Origin of the sequence: Chryseotalea sp. WA131a (assembly GCA_025370075.1) — a bacterium.
Lineage (GTDB): Bacteria > Bacteroidota > Bacteroidia > Cytophagales > Cyclobacteriaceae > ELB16-189.
The window spans coordinates 2,679,164-2,693,960 of record CP073016.1 but is presented as its reverse complement, the minus strand read 5'-3'; the positions used below and the strand labels follow the sequence as shown (position 1 = coordinate 2,693,960).

The 14,797-nt window shown below is 43.6% G+C and carries 29 protein-coding genes; all 29 read left to right on the top strand.

The genetic code is table 11. From position 1 onward, the window contains the following. Positions 1 to 182: 182 nt before the first annotated feature. The 29 genes from rplC to rplQ all read left to right on the top strand — a co-directional run bounded on the left by rplC (position 183) and on the right by rplQ (position 14,745). Positions 183 to 815 carry a 50S ribosomal protein L3 gene (gene rplC / locus KA713_12240; GenBank protein ID UXE65259.1) on the top strand — a complete coding sequence of 211 codons (633 nt, stop codon included), beginning with the start codon at positions 183 to 185 and terminating at the stop codon, positions 813 to 815. Continuing rightward, complete coding sequence (gene rplD / locus KA713_12235) at positions 815 to 1,441, top strand: 50S ribosomal protein L4 (GenBank protein UXE65258.1); 627 nt, start codon at positions 815 to 817, stop codon at positions 1,439 to 1,441. The genes rplC and rplD overlap by 1 nt, the downstream gene beginning before the upstream one ends. Positions 1,442 to 1,449: 8 nt before the next feature. After that, the gene (rplW, locus tag KA713_12230) at positions 1,450 to 1,737 is read left to right on the top strand and encodes a 50S ribosomal protein L23 (protein ID UXE65257.1); all 288 of its coding nucleotides are present in this window, start codon (positions 1,450 to 1,452) and stop codon (positions 1,735 to 1,737) included. A gap of 12 nt (positions 1,738 to 1,749) precedes the next feature. Beyond that, positions 1,750 to 2,574: a 50S ribosomal protein L2 gene (rplB, locus tag KA713_12225; protein ID UXE65256.1), complete on the top strand. Its 825-nt coding sequence runs from the start codon at positions 1,750 to 1,752 to the stop codon at positions 2,572 to 2,574. 1 nt (position 2,575) lies between these two features. Next, a complete protein-coding gene (gene rpsS / locus KA713_12220; protein UXE65255.1) occupies positions 2,576 to 2,854 on the top strand; it encodes a 30S ribosomal protein S19 in 279 nt (92 codons plus the stop codon). Positions 2,855 to 2,865: 11 nt separating this feature from the next. Further along, positions 2,866 to 3,339 carry a 50S ribosomal protein L22 gene (gene rplV / locus KA713_12215; GenBank protein ID UXE65254.1) on the top strand — a complete coding sequence of 158 codons (474 nt, stop codon included), beginning with the start codon at positions 2,866 to 2,868 and terminating at the stop codon, positions 3,337 to 3,339. Beyond that, on the top strand, positions 3,339 to 4,160 hold the full coding sequence (gene rpsC, locus KA713_12210; GenBank protein UXE65253.1) for a 30S ribosomal protein S3: 822 nt from the start codon (positions 3,339 to 3,341) through the stop codon (positions 4,158 to 4,160). Before rplV ends, rpsC begins: the two co-directional genes overlap by 1 nt. 31 nt (positions 4,161 to 4,191) lie before the next feature. Next, the gene (rplP, locus tag KA713_12205; GenBank protein UXE65252.1) at positions 4,192 to 4,623 is read left to right on the top strand and encodes a 50S ribosomal protein L16; all 432 of its coding nucleotides are present in this window, start codon (positions 4,192 to 4,194) and stop codon (positions 4,621 to 4,623) included. Positions 4,624 to 4,627: 4 nt separating this feature from the next. Further along, positions 4,628 to 4,822: a 50S ribosomal protein L29 gene (rpmC, locus tag KA713_12200; protein ID UXE65251.1), complete on the top strand. Its 195-nt coding sequence runs from the start codon at positions 4,628 to 4,630 to the stop codon at positions 4,820 to 4,822. 4 nt (positions 4,823 to 4,826) lie between these two features. Further along, the gene (gene rpsQ, locus KA713_12195; GenBank protein UXE65250.1) at positions 4,827 to 5,099 is read left to right on the top strand and encodes a 30S ribosomal protein S17; all 273 of its coding nucleotides are present in this window, start codon (positions 4,827 to 4,829) and stop codon (positions 5,097 to 5,099) included. 2 nt (positions 5,100 to 5,101) lie between these two features. Then, complete coding sequence (gene rplN, locus KA713_12190; GenBank protein UXE65249.1) at positions 5,102 to 5,470, top strand: 50S ribosomal protein L14; 369 nt, start codon at positions 5,102 to 5,104, stop codon at positions 5,468 to 5,470. Positions 5,471 to 5,474: 4 nt separating this feature from the next. Beyond that, the gene (gene rplX, locus KA713_12185; protein UXE65248.1) at positions 5,475 to 5,819 is read left to right on the top strand and encodes a 50S ribosomal protein L24; all 345 of its coding nucleotides are present in this window, start codon (positions 5,475 to 5,477) and stop codon (positions 5,817 to 5,819) included. A 3-nt stretch (positions 5,820 to 5,822) separates the two neighbouring features. After that, positions 5,823 to 6,374, top strand: a complete 552-nt coding sequence (gene rplE / locus KA713_12180) for a 50S ribosomal protein L5 (protein UXE65247.1) — start codon at positions 5,823 to 5,825, stop codon at positions 6,372 to 6,374. Between the two features lie 6 nt (positions 6,375 to 6,380). Next, positions 6,381 to 6,650, top strand: a complete 270-nt coding sequence (rpsN, locus tag KA713_12175; protein ID UXE65246.1) for a 30S ribosomal protein S14 — start codon at positions 6,381 to 6,383, stop codon at positions 6,648 to 6,650. A gap of 155 nt (positions 6,651 to 6,805) precedes the next feature. Further along, the gene (gene rpsH, locus KA713_12170) at positions 6,806 to 7,210 is read left to right on the top strand and encodes a 30S ribosomal protein S8 (protein ID UXE65245.1); all 405 of its coding nucleotides are present in this window, start codon (positions 6,806 to 6,808) and stop codon (positions 7,208 to 7,210) included. Positions 7,211 to 7,223: 13 nt separating this feature from the next. Further along, positions 7,224 to 7,781 carry a 50S ribosomal protein L6 gene (gene rplF, locus KA713_12165; protein ID UXE65244.1) on the top strand — a complete coding sequence of 186 codons (558 nt, stop codon included), beginning with the start codon at positions 7,224 to 7,226 and terminating at the stop codon, positions 7,779 to 7,781. A 10-nt stretch (positions 7,782 to 7,791) separates the two neighbouring features. Next, complete coding sequence (locus KA713_12160) at positions 7,792 to 8,139, top strand: 50S ribosomal protein L18 (GenBank protein UXE65243.1); 348 nt, start codon at positions 7,792 to 7,794, stop codon at positions 8,137 to 8,139. Positions 8,140 to 8,143: 4 nt separating this feature from the next. Further along, positions 8,144 to 8,662, top strand: coding sequence for a 30S ribosomal protein S5 (gene rpsE, locus KA713_12155; GenBank protein ID UXE65242.1), 519 nt, complete (start codon positions 8,144 to 8,146; stop codon positions 8,660 to 8,662). A 26-nt stretch (positions 8,663 to 8,688) separates the two neighbouring features. Continuing rightward, positions 8,689 to 8,868: a 50S ribosomal protein L30 gene (rpmD, locus tag KA713_12150; protein ID UXE65241.1), complete on the top strand. Its 180-nt coding sequence runs from the start codon at positions 8,689 to 8,691 to the stop codon at positions 8,866 to 8,868. Position 8,869: 1 nt separating this feature from the next. Further along, positions 8,870 to 9,316, top strand: coding sequence for a 50S ribosomal protein L15 (gene rplO, locus KA713_12145; GenBank protein UXE65240.1), 447 nt, complete (start codon positions 8,870 to 8,872; stop codon positions 9,314 to 9,316). Beyond that, the gene (gene secY, locus KA713_12140; GenBank protein UXE65239.1) at positions 9,317 to 10,627 is read left to right on the top strand and encodes a preprotein translocase subunit SecY; all 1,311 of its coding nucleotides are present in this window, start codon (positions 9,317 to 9,319) and stop codon (positions 10,625 to 10,627) included. It abuts the gene before it with no gap. 6 nt (positions 10,628 to 10,633) lie between these two features. Further along, positions 10,634 to 11,431, top strand: a complete 798-nt coding sequence (gene map, locus KA713_12135) for a type I methionyl aminopeptidase (GenBank protein ID UXE65238.1) — start codon at positions 10,634 to 10,636, stop codon at positions 11,429 to 11,431. Then, a complete protein-coding gene (gene infA / locus KA713_12130; GenBank protein UXE65237.1) occupies positions 11,410 to 11,628 on the top strand; it encodes a translation initiation factor IF-1 in 219 nt (72 codons plus the stop codon). The genes map and infA overlap by 22 nt, the downstream gene beginning before the upstream one ends. 12 nt (positions 11,629 to 11,640) lie before the next feature. Beyond that, on the top strand, positions 11,641 to 11,757 hold the full coding sequence (ykgO, locus tag KA713_12125; protein ID UXE65236.1) for a type B 50S ribosomal protein L36: 117 nt from the start codon (positions 11,641 to 11,643) through the stop codon (positions 11,755 to 11,757). Positions 11,758 to 11,759: 2 nt separating this feature from the next. Beyond that, the gene (gene rpsM / locus KA713_12120; protein ID UXE65235.1) at positions 11,760 to 12,140 is read left to right on the top strand and encodes a 30S ribosomal protein S13; all 381 of its coding nucleotides are present in this window, start codon (positions 11,760 to 11,762) and stop codon (positions 12,138 to 12,140) included. Between the two features lie 24 nt (positions 12,141 to 12,164). Further along, positions 12,165 to 12,569: a 30S ribosomal protein S11 gene (gene rpsK / locus KA713_12115; protein UXE65234.1), complete on the top strand. Its 405-nt coding sequence runs from the start codon at positions 12,165 to 12,167 to the stop codon at positions 12,567 to 12,569. A 36-nt stretch (positions 12,570 to 12,605) separates the two neighbouring features. Next, entirely contained in the window at positions 12,606 to 13,211 is a 606-nt protein-coding gene (gene rpsD, locus KA713_12110; protein UXE65233.1) for a 30S ribosomal protein S4, read from the top strand. 23 nt (positions 13,212 to 13,234) lie between these two features. Further along, on the top strand, positions 13,235 to 14,224 hold the full coding sequence (locus KA713_12105) for a DNA-directed RNA polymerase subunit alpha (protein UXE65232.1): 990 nt from the start codon (positions 13,235 to 13,237) through the stop codon (positions 14,222 to 14,224). Continuing rightward, positions 14,224 to 14,745: a 50S ribosomal protein L17 gene (gene rplQ, locus KA713_12100; GenBank protein UXE65231.1), complete on the top strand. Its 522-nt coding sequence runs from the start codon at positions 14,224 to 14,226 to the stop codon at positions 14,743 to 14,745. The genes KA713_12105 and rplQ overlap by 1 nt, the downstream gene beginning before the upstream one ends. Positions 14,746 to 14,797: the final 52 nt, after the last annotated feature.

Below are 14,797 nucleotides of genomic sequence, written 5' to 3'. Positions count from 1 at the left end.
AAATTATTGAATATCAATTATTTGAAAGGCATAATTAGCACCCCTTCTCCTTTAATTTCCAAATTCCCTCACAATTTTTCATTTGCCCTCTTGGTAACTAATCTTATGTTCCTATCTTTGCAGTCCTTTTTGCGGAAGGAAACCCGCAAATCGAATTAAAAACAAGTAAAAAGGTTTCAATCATGCCTGGAATAATTGGACGGAAAATAGGAATGACCAGCGTTTTTAACGCAGACGGAACGAGTGTTTCCGTTACAGTCATCGAGGCTGGCCCTTGCGTAGTGACGCAGGTGAGAAGCCAAGAAGTGGATGGCTACAAAGCCATTCAATTGGCCTTTGGCGAAAAGAAAGAGAAGAATACTTCTTCTGCTATGGTCGGTCACTTCAAAAAAGCGAACACCACTCCTAAAAAGAATATTGTTGAGTTCCGCGATTTCGCGACTGAATTTGACACCGTTGCAGAATTAGGTAAAGAAGTAAAAGTAGGGGATGTATTTGCAGAAGGTGATTTCATCGATGCAGTAGGTACTTCAAAAGGTAAAGGTTTTCAAGGTGTGGTAAAGCGCTATGGCTTTGCTGGTGTGGGTGGTCAAACCCACGGTCAGCATAATCGTCTTCGCGCACCTGGTTCAATGGGTAACGCATCGTTTGCCGCCCGTGTTATTAAAGGTAAGCGTTTGCCTGGCCGCATGGGGGGCGAGCGCGTAAAAGTGACCAATTTGAAAGTGGTTAAGATTATGCCTGAGCAAAATATAATCTTAGTGAGTGGATCTGTTCCAGGCGCAAAGAATTCAACGATAATCCTTCAAAAGTAATGGACATAGCAGTTGTAAAATACAGTGGCGAAAGTACCGGCCGAAAAATCAACCTCTCTCCAGAGGTTTTCGGCATTGAGCCAAATGACCATGCTATTTATTTAGATGTAAAGAGCATTCAAGCCAACCAACGTCAGGGTACGCACAAATCAAAACAGCGTAACGAAATTTCAGGTTCTTCTAAGAAGTTGAAGAAGCAGAAAGGCACTGGTGGTGCACGTGCGGGTAACATCAAAAACCCACAATTCAAAGGCGGTGGTCGCGTATTCGGACCTACGCCTAGAGATTACTCCTTTAAGCTCAACAAGAAAGTAAAAGATTTGGCGCGCAAGTCGGCTCTATCCTACAAAGCAAAAGACAATTCCATTTCAGTTTTAGAAGATTTCAATTTTGACGCTCCTAAAACCAAACAATACACAGCCATGTTGAAGTCTCTCTCCTTGGCTGATAAAAAGACACTCGTGGTTCTTCCTTCTATTAACGACAATGTTGTTCGCTCCGGAAGAAACATTCAAAACACCAAAATCATTACTGCTGCACAACTCAATACATTCGATGTAATGAATGCACAGCAGCTGGTATTGGTAGAAAGCTCACTTGACACAATCAATAACCTCTTAAAGTAACAGAAGCGATGAGTATTTTAGTTAGCCCCCTCGTTACTGAAAAAGTTTCTGCCTTAAACGAAAAAGGGAAGTATGGCTTTATTGTAGATGAAAAAGCCAACAAAATAGAAATTAAAAATGCCGTAGAAAAAATGTATGGCGTAAACGTGAAAAGCGTGAATACCATGCGTGTTTTGGGCAAAGCAAAAACCCGTTTCACTAAAGCAGCTAGCGTATCAGGCCGCAAGCCAAGCTACAAAAAAGCGATCGTTACCTTAGCGACTGGTGAAGTTATTGATTTTTATAGCAACGTATAATTCTCAGGTAAGATGGCACTTAGAAAATTAAAACCGATTACCCCAGGCACACGCCATCGTTTGGCCCCTGGGTTCGATGATATCACAGAATCAAAACCTGAGAAGTCATTGGTAGTAACCCTGAAGAAGTCAGGCGGACGTAACAGCAGCGGTAAAATGACCATGCGTTACATCGGTGGAGGTCACAAGCAAAAAATTCGCTTAATCGATTTCAAAAGAAATAAGTTCGGCATCCCAGCGGTGGTAAAGTCGATTGAATACGACCCTACGCGTACAGCGCGCATCGCTAAATTGTATTACGCAGACGGAGCCAAATCATACATTTTGGCACCCAATGGAATAAAAGTAGGTCAAACCTTATATTCAGGAGACAACGTTGCCCCTGAAGTTGGAAACGCCTTGCCGCTTTCAAAGATCCCCGTGGGTACGGTTGTACACAATGTGGAATTGAAGCCGGGCAGAGGTGCTGCCATCGCACGCAGTGCAGGTGTGTTTGTTCAATTGGTAGCTCGCGAAGATGTGTATGCTACCTTGAAGATGCCTTCGGGCGAAATGCGCAATGTATTGGTAAACTGTATGGCAACAGTAGGGGCCGTATCGAATGCCGAGCACATGAATGAAAGCGTTGGTAAAGCAGGCCGTAGCCGTTGGAGAGGTATCCGTCCACGTACACGTGCGGTAGCGATGAACCCAGTCGATCACCCAATGGGTGGTGGCGAAGGTCGCGCTTCAGGCGGTCACCCGCGTTCGCGCAAAGGTTTGTTGGCGAAAGGCAAGAAAACTCGCCATCCGAAGAAGTATTCTGATGACTTAATTATAGCAAGAAGAAAGAAATAATATGGGAAGGTCAATAAAAAAAGGTCCATACCTAGATGCCCGTCTTGCCAAGAAAGTGCAAGTAATGGAGCAGGCTGGAAAAAAATCAGTGATTAAAACGTGGTCACGCAGATCTACCATCACTCCTGATTTGATAGGTCACACATTCGCGGTACACAATGGAAACAAGTTTATTCCAGTGTATGTAACCGAGAACATGGTGGGGCATAAGTTGGGCGAATTCGCACCTACCCGCACCTTTAAAGGACACAGTGGTAATAACAAGGCAGACGCTAAATAATCAGGCGAGCAATGGAAAAAGAAAAGAAAATTAAAGGATCAGTAGCCAAGCGAGCAAAACTTAAGGCTATTAAAGAAGCAGCCAAAACCGGCCCTTCTACTGCATACCTTAACAACGCGCCTACTTCACCTCGCAAAATGAGGTTGATTGCGGATATGATCAGGGGCGTAGATGCTTTCAAAGCGTTGACGATTTTGCGTTACGATGCCAAGCATCCTTCTGATAAGATGGAAAAACTTTTGACTTCGGCCATGGCAAACTGGAAAGCTAAAAACCCAGACGTTGATTTGGATGAAGCCAATCTATATGTGAAAGAAGTATTTGTGGGTGGCGGAAGAATTTTAAAGCGTCTTCGCCCAGCACCACAAGGTCGTGCGCACCGTGTTCGCAAAAGATCCAATCACGTTACGTTAACCGTAGATCGTATGCCCGCACAAGAGCCGAAAGAAAGAAAAAGAACTGTTCAAACAGAAACTGCAAAGTAATGGGACAAAAAATTAACCCTGTTGGATTACGTTTAGGCATCGTGCGTGGCTGGGATTCAGCTTGGTACGGTGGCAAAGATTTCTCAGACAAGTTGGTAGAAGACCACACCATCCGCAAGTATGTAGATGCCCGCATTCAAAAAGGCGGTATCTCCAAAGTAGTAATCGAGCGTAGTACTTCAAAACGTATTACCATTACCATCCACACGGCTCGTCCAGGTGTGGTTATTGGAAAAGGCGGTACTGAAGTAGATAAGATCAAAGAAGAATTGAAGAACCTTACCAAGAAAGATGTTCAAATTAACATCTTTGAAATTAAGCGTCCAGAATTAGATGCTCGTTTGGTAGGCGAATCCATTGCACAACAATTGGAAGCACGTATTTCTTACCGCAGAGCGATGAAGCAAGCAATTGCGTCAACCATGCGTGTAGGTGCGGAAGGTATCAAGGTAAAATTGGGTGGCCGTTTGGCAGGTGCCGATATGGCCCGCACCGAACAATACAAAGAAGGCCGTATTCCTTTGCACACCTTGCGCGCAGATATTGATTATGCAATCTCTGAAGCTCAAACAGTGTATGGTAAAATCGGTATCAAGGTTTGGATTTTCAAAGGTGAAGTATACGGAAAGCGCGATCTATCGCCTAACATCGGCATGGTTAGTAATTCCGGAGGGGATAATAACAAAGGCCCAGCGCAACAAGGCGGTGGCGATAGAAGAAGAGGCCCAGGCGGTCCTCCTCGTGGTGAGCGTGGTGAAAGAAGAGAAAGAAGCGATCGCGATGACAATCGTGGCGGAGCAAGAAGAGGCGGAAAAAGATAATTGAGGTTTAAAATATTTAAGGTAGCAAGTCATGTTACAGCCAAAGCGTACAAAGTTTAGAAAAATGCAAAAGGGCAAAGTGAAAGGGTTGGCCACACGTGGTCACCAAATCGCTTTTGGTTCATTTGCATTGAAGGCTCTAGAGCCAGCGTGGATTACCGCCCGTCAGTTAGAGGCTGCCCGTGTGGCTCTTACCCGTGCCATGAAGCGTGAAGGACAAGTTTGGATTCGCATTTTTCCAGATAAGCCAATTACACGCAAGCCAGCCGAGGTTCGTATGGGTAAAGGTAAAGGTGCTCCTGAATATTGGGTGGCCGTTGTAAAACCCGGAACGATTTTATTCGAAGCAGGTGGCGTAACAATGGCTACCGCTAAAGAAGCATTGGCATTGGCAGAAGGAAAACTTCCGTTGAAGACGAAGTTCACTGTTCGCAGGGATTATGTTGAACAAGTAGAAAAGTAATACGATGAAGAACACAGAAATTAAAGGCTTAACTGTAGCCGAATTGAAAGAGAAAATTGGAAGCGAAACAGAAAATCTTCGCAAGATTAAGTTCGCGCACCAAATCTCTAGCATTGAAAATCCAATGCGCATTAAAGAGACACGCAAGCTTATTGCACGCTTGCATACAGAATTAACAGCTAAGGAATCAAAAAAATAATCACATGGAGCAGGCGCAAGAAAACGAACGTAACCTCAGAAAGGACAGAATTGGTAAAGTGACCAGCAATAAAATGCAAAAGTCTATTACCGTTTCTATTGATAGAAAGGTGAAGCACCCCATCTATGGAAAATTCATGACCAAAACGTCTAAGTTTATGGCTCATGACGAGAAGAATGAAGCTGGTATTGGTGACGTGGTTCGCATTATGGAAACGCGCCCATTGAGCAAAATGAAGCGCTGGAGATTGGTAGAAATTATTGAAAAAGCGAAGTAATCATGATACAAACAGAATCGAGGCTTACGGTAGCCGACAATAGTGGTGCAAAGGAAGTTTTGTGTATGCACGTATTGGGCGGAACGCGCAGGCGTACAGCCAGTGTAGGCGACAAAATTGTAGTGACCGTAAAATCGGCCATCGCCACCAGCCAAATAAAGAAGGGCACTGTTTCAAAGGCAGTGATCGTTCGGACTAAAAAAGAGGTAAGAAGAAAAGACGGATCGTATATCCGCTTTGAAGATAACGCAGCGGTGCTTTTAAATGCGCAAGACGAGCCAAGAGGTACTCGTATCTTCGGCCCTGTGGCACGTGAGCTTCGCGAAAAACAATTCATGAAAATTATTTCATTGGCACCAGAAGTGCTATAAGAATATGGAAAGGAAATTTAACAAGCAGCCAAAACTTCATGTGCGCAAAGGCGACACAGTGAAAATTCTTTCTGGCAACGATAAGGGCAAAGAAGGAAAGATTATGGAGATATTGATCGACAAGAATCGGGCAATTGTAGAAGGGATCAACATCATTACCAAACACCAAAAGCCATCTGCCGGAAAGCCGGAGGGCGGTATTAAGAAAACAGAGGGTACTATCCATCTTAGCAATTTGATGTTGATAGAGCCCGGTACAGGCAAAGCGGTACGCACTGGCCGCAAGCTTGATAGCAAGGGTAAGTTACAGCGCTATTCAAAGAAAACAGGAGAATTCATTAAGCAATAGTATATGGCAACGCCTAGACTAAAAGAGAAATATAGCAAAGAGATTATTCCGGCACTGAAAGAAAAATTTCAGTACAAATCAATTATGCAAGTTCCTAAGATTGAGAAAATCTGTGTGAACAAAGGCATTGGCGCAGCCGTAGCTGACAAAAAATTGATTGAAGCAGGTGTAGAGGAATTGTCTACAATCACAGGCCAAAAGGCAGTATCAACCAAATCGAAGAAAGACATTTCGAACTTTAAGCTACGTGGCAATCAAGCCATTGGCGCAAAGGTTACACTACGTGGCGATCGGATGTACGAATTCATGGATCGTTTGATGAATATCGCCTTGCCGCGTGTGCGCGATTTCAAAGGCATCAGCGATAAAGGTTTTGATGGCCGTGGCAATTATACCTTGGGTGTGAAGGAACAGATCATCTTCCCCGAGATATCAATTGACAAAGTGACCAAGATCAACGGTATGGATATCACATTTGTAACAACCGCAGTTTCAGATGAAGAGAGCTATGAATTGCTCAAAGCATTTGGGATGCCTTTTGTAACTAAAAACTAAACAGGAATGGCAAAATTAGCAGTCATCGCTAGAGACAAGAAAAAGCTTCGCTTGGTAGAGCGCTACGCAAAAAAGCGTGCCGCGCTAAAAGAGGCCGGAGATTGGGCAGCCTTGGATAAACTTCCTAGAAGCTCTTCCAAAGTTCGTTTGCATAGCCGTTGCAAGCTAACGGGCAGACCGAGAGGTTATATGTCAAAGTTTGGCATTTGCCGTAACCAGTTCCGCCAATTGGCAAGCGAGGGCAAAATCCCAGGCATAACAAAAGCTAGCTGGTAAGAGAGTTATTGTACTACATATTGGTTGCTGAGTACCGAGGTCGCGGCTCAAACATTGAAAGCGAAACCGGGTAACAGTTTGGATAACTAAAATTGTTATTTATCTTTGCAGCCCCGTTTAAAACCCGGGGCTTGCTTTTTAAAAAGTAGAGTGAAATGAAGACAACAGATCCTATTGCAGATTATTTGACCCGGTTACGCAATGCTATCAAAGCGCGCCACCGTATTGTAGAAGTGCCCGCGTCTAGCCTAAAGAAGGAGATGACGAAAGTACTTTTCGATAAAGGGTACATCCTAAACTATAAGTTTGAGGATACGGAAAACAAGCAAGGCAACATTAAGATTGCGTTGAAATACAATCCAGAAACAAAAGAATCTGCGATCACCAAATTGCACCGCGTCAGCTCACCAGGTTTGCGTCAATACCGTGGTGCAGATGAATTGCCAAAAGTATTGAACGGTTTAGGTATCGCCATCTTGTCAACGTCAAAAGGCGTAATCACCGATAAGGAAGCCAAGGCGCTCAATGTTGGTGGTGAGGTATTGTGTTACATCTATTAATCGCTGAAAGGATATGTCACGTATAGGTAAACTACCCATTGAACTTCCAAAAGGTGTTACATGCACCTTTTCTGATAGCGACCATCAGGTTACTGTAAAAGGTCCGAAGGGCGAATTGAAACAAGTTATTGATAAAGATTTCAAAGTCACTTTGGAAGGAAGCCAAGTTTTGGTTCAGCGCCCGACCGAGCAAAAGCGCCACAGGGCCATGCACGGTTTATACCGCTCACTTATCAATAACATGGTGGAAGGTGTAAGCACTGGATACAAAACCCAATTAGAAGTAATTGGTGTAGGATACAAGGCAACGGCTCAAGGCAATTTGTTGGATTTGAGTTTAGGATTTTCACATAGCATTATCTTCGCAGTCCCTAGTGAATTGAAGGTGATTGCCACCCAAGAAAAAGGTCAAAACCCTATCATTACGTTAGAAGGTATTGATAAACAATTGATCGGCCAGGTGGCGGCTAAGATTAAATCACTGCGCAGCGTAGAGCCATATAAAGGAAAGGGTATCCGCTACATGGGTGAATTTGTAAGACGTAAAGCTGGTAAGGCAGCTGCTAAATAAAGTATAAGTCATGCCAAATATTAAAAACAGAAGAGAGCGGATTAAGAAAGGAATCCGCAAGAAAATGGAAGGCACTGCGGCAAGGCCACGTCTTTCTGTTTTCAAGAGCAACACCACTATTTATGCACAAGTAATAGATGATACCAAAGGCACCACCTTGTTGGCAGCATCTTCCAAAGACTTGGACAAAAAGGGCGGAGTGAAAGTGGAGCTTTCTAAGAATGTAGGAAAGAAGTTAGCTGAAAAGGCATTGGCCAGCGGCATACAACAAGTAGTGTTCGACCGCAACGGTTACTTATATCATGGTAATATCAAGGCTTTGGCAGAAGGTGCCAGAGAGGGAGGTTTAAAATTTTAATAGCATGACACAGAGCAACGTCAGTACGGTAAAAGCCAGCGAAATTGATTTAAAAGAAAAAGTAGTAGCCATTCAGCGCGTAGCGAAAGTGGTGAAAGGTGGTAGACGATTCAGCTTTGCAGCCATTGTAGTTGTAGGCGATGGTAATGGAGTGGTAGGGTACGGTTTGGGTAAAGCCAATGAAGTAACGGACGCCATCACCAAAGGTATTGATGATGCCAAGAAGCACTTGGTAAAAGTGCCGATTATCAAAGGAACAGTGCCGCACGAATCGCTGGGCAAGTTTGGCGGTGGCTTTGTATTGTTAAAGCCGGCTTCGCCTGGTACAGGTGTAATTGCAGGTGGTGCGATGCGTGCCGTGTTGGAAAGTGCTGGTGTGCATAACGTGTTGGCAAAGTCGAAAGGTTCTTCGAATCCACACAACGTGGTGAAGGCAACTTTCAAAGCATTGACCAGCATGCGTGATCCGCAAACTATTGCACGCAATAGAGGCGTATCGTTATCAAAAGTATTTAACGGATAATCAACGGAGTTTTAAAAGCGAAAGCGATGGCAAAAGTTAAGATCACACAAACCCGTAGCACTATCAAGAGACCTGAAACACAACAATTGACAATGAAGTCATTGGGTCTTAGAAGAGTAAACCAAACAGTTGAGGTGGAGCTTACTCCGCAAATCAAAGGAATGGTAAAAAAAGTAAGTCATTTAGTAAGCGTAACCGAGTTATAAAATGAAACTGCACACATTATCGCCTGCAGAAGGCTCGACAAAAAACAACAAGCGACTTGGCCGTGGTCAAGGTTCGGGTGGTAGTACTGCCGGCCGTGGACACAAAGGTGCTCAGTCACGTTCTGGTTATGCACGCAAATTTGGTTTTGAAGGTGGTCAGATGCCACTTCAAAGACGCGTTCCTAAGTTTGGTTTCAAAAGCTTAAACCGCGTTGAATACAAGGCCATTAACTTAGATGCGATCGAGGCATTGGCACAGAAGACCAGCGCTACCGCTATCGATGTTCAATTGATGATTGATAATGGTATCGTAGGCAAAAAAGACAGAGTAAAAATTTTAGGCAGAGGAGAATTGAAAGCGAAAGTGAATGTTGAGGCACACGCTTTTTCTGAAACCGCCACAAAAGCAATTGAAACCGCAGGCGGAAGCGCCACAACTGTAAAATAAATGAAGCGTTTCTTTACCACCATAAAGAACATTTTTTCAATCGAAGACCTTCGCGTTCGTATTATCAATACGATTGGGTTCTTGATTATTTTCCGCTTGGGCTCATACATTGTATTGCCTGGCATTGATCCTAATTTATTAACAGGTAACCAAGGCGGTATTTTCGATTTCTTGAATACATTCTTGGGTGGTTCGTTCAGTCGCGCCTCCATTTTTGCGTTGGGCATTATGCCCTACATCTCTGCCTCTATTGTGGTGCAGTTGTTAACGGTAGCTGTGCCGCGCTTTGCTAAAATGCAGAAGGAAGGCGAGAGCGGAAGAAAAAAATTGAATCAGTTCACACGCGTATTAACCATTTTCATTACGGCCGCTCAGTCGTATGGATACTTGAGAGCTACGGTGAACGATGAGGCGATTATCAATCCCGGTTTGTTCTTTACCATCTCCTCGATGATCATCATTGTGGCCGGCACTATGTTCTGTATGTGGTTGGGTGAGCGTATTACAGACAAGGGAATTGGTAATGGTATCAGCATGTTGATCATGATTGGCATTGTTTCTCGCTTCCCAGCAGCTATCTATCAAGAGGCTGATGCGAAAGGTTTAGGTGGTGGATTGACCTTGATATTAGAAATTCTTGCTTTGTTCTTTGTAGTAGTGGGTGTGATTGCTTTAACACAGGCGGTTCGCAGAATTCCGGTTCAATACGCAAAGCAGGTAGTAGGAAATAAATTATACGGTGGCAAGCGCGACTTCATTCCATTGAAGTTGAACTCAGCTGGTGTAATGCCCATTATCTTCGCACAGGCGTTAATGTTTTTACCTCCTTTGGTTGCGCAAATTTGGCAAGACAGTGATGTGAGTGCTTACGTGGGTTCTACGTTTGCTGACTTTACTTCATGGCAATACAATGCCTTATTTGCAACGTTGATCATTGTGTTTACATTTTTCTACACAGCGATCACCGTTCCATCCAATGACATTGCTGACAATTTGAAAAGAAACGGTGGTTTCGTTCCAGGTATCAAACCGGGCAAGCAAACTGCCGAATTTATAGATAGCATTTTATCAAAGATTACGTTGCCAGGCGCATTGTTGTTGGCCGCTGTTGCTATCCTTCCTGCTTTTGCGGTGAAGGCCGGCATCACCCAAAACTTCGCCTATTTCTACGGTGGAACATCATTGCTCATTTTAGTGGGTGTGGTGTTGGATACGCTTCAACAAATAGAAAGCTATTTATTGATGCGCCACTACGAAGGAATGATGAAGTCTGGCAGAGTTAAAGGACGTTCTCAGTTTGCTGCGGCTTGAAGTTGAATGGTTCACTACAAATCGGCAGAGGACATTCAGATTATTAAGGAGAGTGCTCAAATTTTGGGCAAGACTCATGCGGAAGTAGCCAAGGCCATAAAGCCTGGAGTGAAAACGAAAAAACTGGATGAAATTGCCGAAGCGTATATACGAGACAACAACGGCATACCTTCCTTTAAGAATTACAATGGGTCGTTTCCAGCTTCCCTTTGTATTTCGGTAAACGATGTGGTAGTACACGGATTTCCGAGTAACTACGAATTGAAAGAAGGAGATGTGGTAGCCATTGATTGTGGCGTGAAGTACAAAGGCTTTCACAGCGATTCAGCTTATACCTATCCCTTGGAAGGTGCAAGCGAAGAGGTGTTGAGTTTGCTGAACCGAACGTACGAATCGCTCTATCTCGGCATCGCACAAGCGAAAGCCGGAAATAGAATAGGTGACATCGGATTTGCGGTCCAAAGTTTTGTAGAAAAGTTTGGATATGGAGTAGTGAGGGAACTGGTGGGACACGGAGTAGGAAAAGACCTTCACGAAGACCCCGAAGTGCCGAACTACGGAAAGCGAGGGAAGGGGCCTAAGATAATGCCAGGAATGGTATTCGCCATTGAGCCCATGATCAACATGGGAACAAAACGAGTGGTGCAAGAGAAGGATGGTTGGACGATTCGAACGTACGACCACAAACCCTCGGCTCACTTCGAACACATGGTGGCGATCTATAAGGATGGCACTGAGATTTTGACAACACACGAGTACTTAGAAGAGAGTTATAGTTATAAATGGCGAAACAAAAGTCGATAGAGCAAGACGGAACAATTTTAGAGGCGTTGTCTAATGCCATGTTTAAAGTGCAGTTAGAAAACGGCCATGAGGTGTTGGCTCACATATCGGGTAAAATGAGGATGAACTACATCCGCATCTTACCAGGCGACAAAGTAAAATTAGAGATGTCTCCATACGATTTGAGCAAAGGCAGGATAACGTTTAGATACAAGTAATAGAGCAACGATATGAAAGTAAGAGCATCCATAAAAAAACGAAGCGCTGATTGCAAAATCATCAGACGCAAAGGAAAATTGTACGTAATCAACAAAAAGAACCCACGTTATAAACAAAGACAAGGATAATTATGGCACGTATTGCTGGTGTAGATATTCCGGATAACAAAAGAGGCGAGATCAGCCTTACCTACATTTTTGGAATTGGCCGCAGGTCAGCTCAAAAAATATTATCCCAAGCTAAAATCAGTTTGGATAAAAAGGTGAAAGATTGGACCGATGAAGAATCGAACTTGGTTCGTTCACTCATAGGAGAGCAATTCCGCATTGAAGGTGCGTTGAAATCGGAGGTGCAATTGAGCATCAAGCGATTGATGGACATCGGTTGTTACCGTGGACTTCGTCACCGCAAAGGTTTGCCAGTGCGTGGCCAAAAGACAAAAAACAACTCACGTACCCGTAAGGGCAAGCGTAAGACAGTAGCGAATAAGAAGAAAGCAGTTAAAGGTTAACAACTAAACAATAATACTTTTCGTATGGCAGCACCTGCAGTTGAAAAGAAGAAAGACAAAAGCAAAAAGCGCGTAGTAAATGTGGAAGCCATTGGCCAAGCACACGTGCACGCTACTTTCAACAATATCATCATCTCGATGACCAATAGCACCGGACAGGTGATTTCGTGGGCATCGGCTGGAAAGATGGGCTTCAAAGGCTCTAAGAAAAACACTCCTTATGCCGCACAGGTTGCTGCTCAAGAGTGTGCATCCAAAGCATTTGAGTTAGGCTTACGCAAAGTAGAAGTTTTTGTGAAGGGCCCCGGTGCCGGACGTGAGTCTGCTATCCGCAGCATTCAGGCATGTGGCGTAGAAGTAACGATCATTCGTGATTTCACACCCATTCCGCACAACGGCTGCCGTCCTCCTAAAAAGAGAAGAGTTTAAAAGTAAGATTTTAGATAAAGAATTTAAGAACAAGATATGGCAAGGTACACCGGCCCCAAAACCAGGATTTCTAGAAGGTATAACGAACCGATTTTTGGCGATGCAAAAACATTGGCAAAAAAGAGCTATCCTGCAGGTCAACATGGAAAAGGAAAAAAGCGCAAGCAATCGGAATATGCTTTGCAGTTAGCAGAGAAGCAGAAGGCACGCTTCATTTATGGAATTTTAGAGCGCCAATTTGAGAATACATTTATCAAGGCGTCTCGTAAAAAAGGCGTAACCGGTGAAGTGCTTCTTCAAATGTTGGAGTCTCGCTTAGACAATACCGTGTATCGTTTGGGCATTGCTCCTACCAGAAGAGCAGCTCGCCAATTGGTTGTGCACAAACACATTTTAGTAAATGGTGAAGTAATGAATATCCCTTCATCGTTTTTGCGCCCTGGCGATAAAGTAGCGGTGCGCGAAAAATCAAAGTCATTGGAAGCCATCAATAACTCACTCTCCATACAAGGTGCAAAAAAATACAACTGGTTGGAGTGGGATTTAAAGGAGATGGAGGGCAAATTAATCAACTTGCCGCCACGCCAAGATATTCCTGAAAATATCAACGAGCAGTTGATTGTCGAATTGTACTCTAAGTAATTCTAACAAGTAATAAAACCAATATGTCAATATTAGCATTTCAAATGCCAGATAAAGTGGTGATGGAAAAATCAGATGATTTCCATGGCTTCTTTACTTTCAAACCTTTGGAAAAAGGGTACGGAGTAACTATCGGTAATGCATTACGCAGAATTTTATTGTCGTCTTTGGAAGGGTACGCGATCACCGGTATTAAAATTCCAGGTGTTCTTCATGAGTTCTCTACCATCGAAGGGGTAGTAGAAGATGTAGCCGAAATCATTTTGAACTTGAAGCAAGTTCGCTTCCGCAAAGTAGGCGAAGGCAACGATAGCAAAGTAGTAGTCAATATCAAGAAGCAAAAGCAATTCAAAGCAGGAGATATCGCTAAGTTTACCTCTGGCTTCGAAATCTTGAATGCAGACCACGTGATCTGTAATTTAGACGAGGCTGCACATTTCGAAATCGAGTTGATGATTGAGAAAGGCAGAGGTTACTTGCCTGCAGAGGAAAGCAAACCCAACGAGCAAGTATTCGGCTTCATTCCCATCGATGCGATTTTTACACCGATTAAGAATGTAAAGTACAGTGTAGAAAACACGCGCGTTGAGCAGAAAACTGACTACGAAAAATTGTTGATTGAAATTGAGACCGATGGCTCTATCCATCCAGAAAAGGCATTGGAAGGCGCAGCGTTCATTTTGATCCAGCACTTCCGTTTATTCTCTGACAAATCAATTGAATTAGAAACAACAAAAGATAGCGAGGTAGAGCAGGTTGACGAAGAAATGTTGCACATGCGCAAGTTGTTGAAGACACAACTTCACGATTTGGACTTGTCGGTGCGCGCGTACAATTGTTTGAAAGCTGCCGAAGTAAAAACACTTGGCGACTTGGTACGATTGGATATTTCAGACATGATGAAGTTCCGCAACTTTGGTAAGAAATCATTGGCCGAGCTTGAGCAATTGGTGGCCGATAAGAACTTGACCTTTGGAATGGATTTGGCAAAATACAAATTAGAAGAAGACTAATGAGACACGGGAAGAAAGTAAACCATCTTGGCCGAAAATCAGCGCACCGTCATGCGTTGTTATCCAACATGGCATCATCGCTTATTTTAAACAAGCGCATTACCACCACGGTAGCAAAAGCAAAAGCATTGAGAAAATATGTGGAACCTTTGCTGACCAAATCGAAGGATAACACTACACATTCGCGCAGAACGGTGTTTGCATACTTGCAAAACAAAGAATCTATCAAGGCTTTGTTTGGTGAAGTGGCGGGTCGTATTGCTAACCGTCCAGGTGGTTATACACGCATCATTAAATTGGGCGAAGTTCGTTTAGGTGATGCAGCCGACATGTGTATGATGGAGCTTGTTGACTTCAACGACATCTACAAAAAAGATGGTGTTGAAAAGAAGACCAAAACACGAAGAAGTCGCGCCAAGAAAGCAGAAGGCGTAGTAGAAGATGCCAAAGTGGAGGGCGAAGTAAACGAAACCGAGGAAAAGCCAAAAAAAGCCACTAAAAAATCTAAAAAAGACGAATAGTGGATGGCCTAAAATATAGAAAGGGATTGAGCGAGAGTTCAATCCCTTTTTT

What these genes read in the sequence shown, in the direction of transcription:
- rplC (UXE65259.1), top strand. Translation starts at nt 183, where the DNA reads ATGCCTGGAATAATTGGACGGAAAATAGGAATGACCAGCGTTTTTAAC.
- rplD (UXE65258.1), top strand. Translation starts at nt 815, where the DNA reads ATGGACATAGCAGTTGTAAAATACAGTGGCGAAAGTACCGGCCGAAAA.
- rplW (UXE65257.1), top strand. Translation starts at nt 1,450, where the DNA reads ATGAGTATTTTAGTTAGCCCCCTCGTTACTGAAAAAGTTTCTGCCTTA.
- rplB (UXE65256.1), top strand. Translation starts at nt 1,750, where the DNA reads ATGGCACTTAGAAAATTAAAACCGATTACCCCAGGCACACGCCATCGT.
- rpsS (UXE65255.1), top strand. Translation starts at nt 2,576, where the DNA reads ATGGGAAGGTCAATAAAAAAAGGTCCATACCTAGATGCCCGTCTTGCC.
- rplV (UXE65254.1), top strand. Translation starts at nt 2,866, where the DNA reads ATGGAAAAAGAAAAGAAAATTAAAGGATCAGTAGCCAAGCGAGCAAAA.
- rpsC (UXE65253.1), top strand. Translation starts at nt 3,339, where the DNA reads ATGGGACAAAAAATTAACCCTGTTGGATTACGTTTAGGCATCGTGCGT.
- rplP (UXE65252.1), top strand. Translation starts at nt 4,192, where the DNA reads ATGTTACAGCCAAAGCGTACAAAGTTTAGAAAAATGCAAAAGGGCAAA.
- rpmC (UXE65251.1), top strand. Translation starts at nt 4,628, where the DNA reads ATGAAGAACACAGAAATTAAAGGCTTAACTGTAGCCGAATTGAAAGAG.
- rpsQ (UXE65250.1), top strand. Translation starts at nt 4,827, where the DNA reads ATGGAGCAGGCGCAAGAAAACGAACGTAACCTCAGAAAGGACAGAATT.
- rplN (UXE65249.1), top strand. Translation starts at nt 5,102, where the DNA reads ATGATACAAACAGAATCGAGGCTTACGGTAGCCGACAATAGTGGTGCA.
- rplX (UXE65248.1), top strand. Translation starts at nt 5,475, where the DNA reads ATGGAAAGGAAATTTAACAAGCAGCCAAAACTTCATGTGCGCAAAGGC.
- rplE (UXE65247.1), top strand. Translation starts at nt 5,823, where the DNA reads ATGGCAACGCCTAGACTAAAAGAGAAATATAGCAAAGAGATTATTCCG.
- rpsN (UXE65246.1), top strand. Translation starts at nt 6,381, where the DNA reads ATGGCAAAATTAGCAGTCATCGCTAGAGACAAGAAAAAGCTTCGCTTG.
- rpsH (UXE65245.1), top strand. Translation starts at nt 6,806, where the DNA reads ATGAAGACAACAGATCCTATTGCAGATTATTTGACCCGGTTACGCAAT.
- rplF (UXE65244.1), top strand. Translation starts at nt 7,224, where the DNA reads ATGTCACGTATAGGTAAACTACCCATTGAACTTCCAAAAGGTGTTACA.
- KA713_12160 (UXE65243.1), top strand. Translation starts at nt 7,792, where the DNA reads ATGCCAAATATTAAAAACAGAAGAGAGCGGATTAAGAAAGGAATCCGC.
- rpsE (UXE65242.1), top strand. Translation starts at nt 8,144, where the DNA reads ATGACACAGAGCAACGTCAGTACGGTAAAAGCCAGCGAAATTGATTTA.
- rpmD (UXE65241.1), top strand. Translation starts at nt 8,689, where the DNA reads ATGGCAAAAGTTAAGATCACACAAACCCGTAGCACTATCAAGAGACCT.
- rplO (UXE65240.1), top strand. Translation starts at nt 8,870, where the DNA reads ATGAAACTGCACACATTATCGCCTGCAGAAGGCTCGACAAAAAACAAC.
- secY (UXE65239.1), top strand. Translation starts at nt 9,317, where the DNA reads ATGAAGCGTTTCTTTACCACCATAAAGAACATTTTTTCAATCGAAGAC.
- map (UXE65238.1), top strand. Translation starts at nt 10,634, where the DNA reads ATGGTTCACTACAAATCGGCAGAGGACATTCAGATTATTAAGGAGAGT.
- infA (UXE65237.1), top strand. Translation starts at nt 11,410, where the DNA reads ATGGCGAAACAAAAGTCGATAGAGCAAGACGGAACAATTTTAGAGGCG.
- ykgO (UXE65236.1), top strand. Translation starts at nt 11,641, where the DNA reads ATGAAAGTAAGAGCATCCATAAAAAAACGAAGCGCTGATTGCAAAATC.
- rpsM (UXE65235.1), top strand. Translation starts at nt 11,760, where the DNA reads ATGGCACGTATTGCTGGTGTAGATATTCCGGATAACAAAAGAGGCGAG.
- rpsK (UXE65234.1), top strand. Translation starts at nt 12,165, where the DNA reads ATGGCAGCACCTGCAGTTGAAAAGAAGAAAGACAAAAGCAAAAAGCGC.
- rpsD (UXE65233.1), top strand. Translation starts at nt 12,606, where the DNA reads ATGGCAAGGTACACCGGCCCCAAAACCAGGATTTCTAGAAGGTATAAC.
- KA713_12105 (UXE65232.1), top strand. Translation starts at nt 13,235, where the DNA reads ATGTCAATATTAGCATTTCAAATGCCAGATAAAGTGGTGATGGAAAAA.
- rplQ (UXE65231.1), top strand. Translation starts at nt 14,224, where the DNA reads ATGAGACACGGGAAGAAAGTAAACCATCTTGGCCGAAAATCAGCGCAC.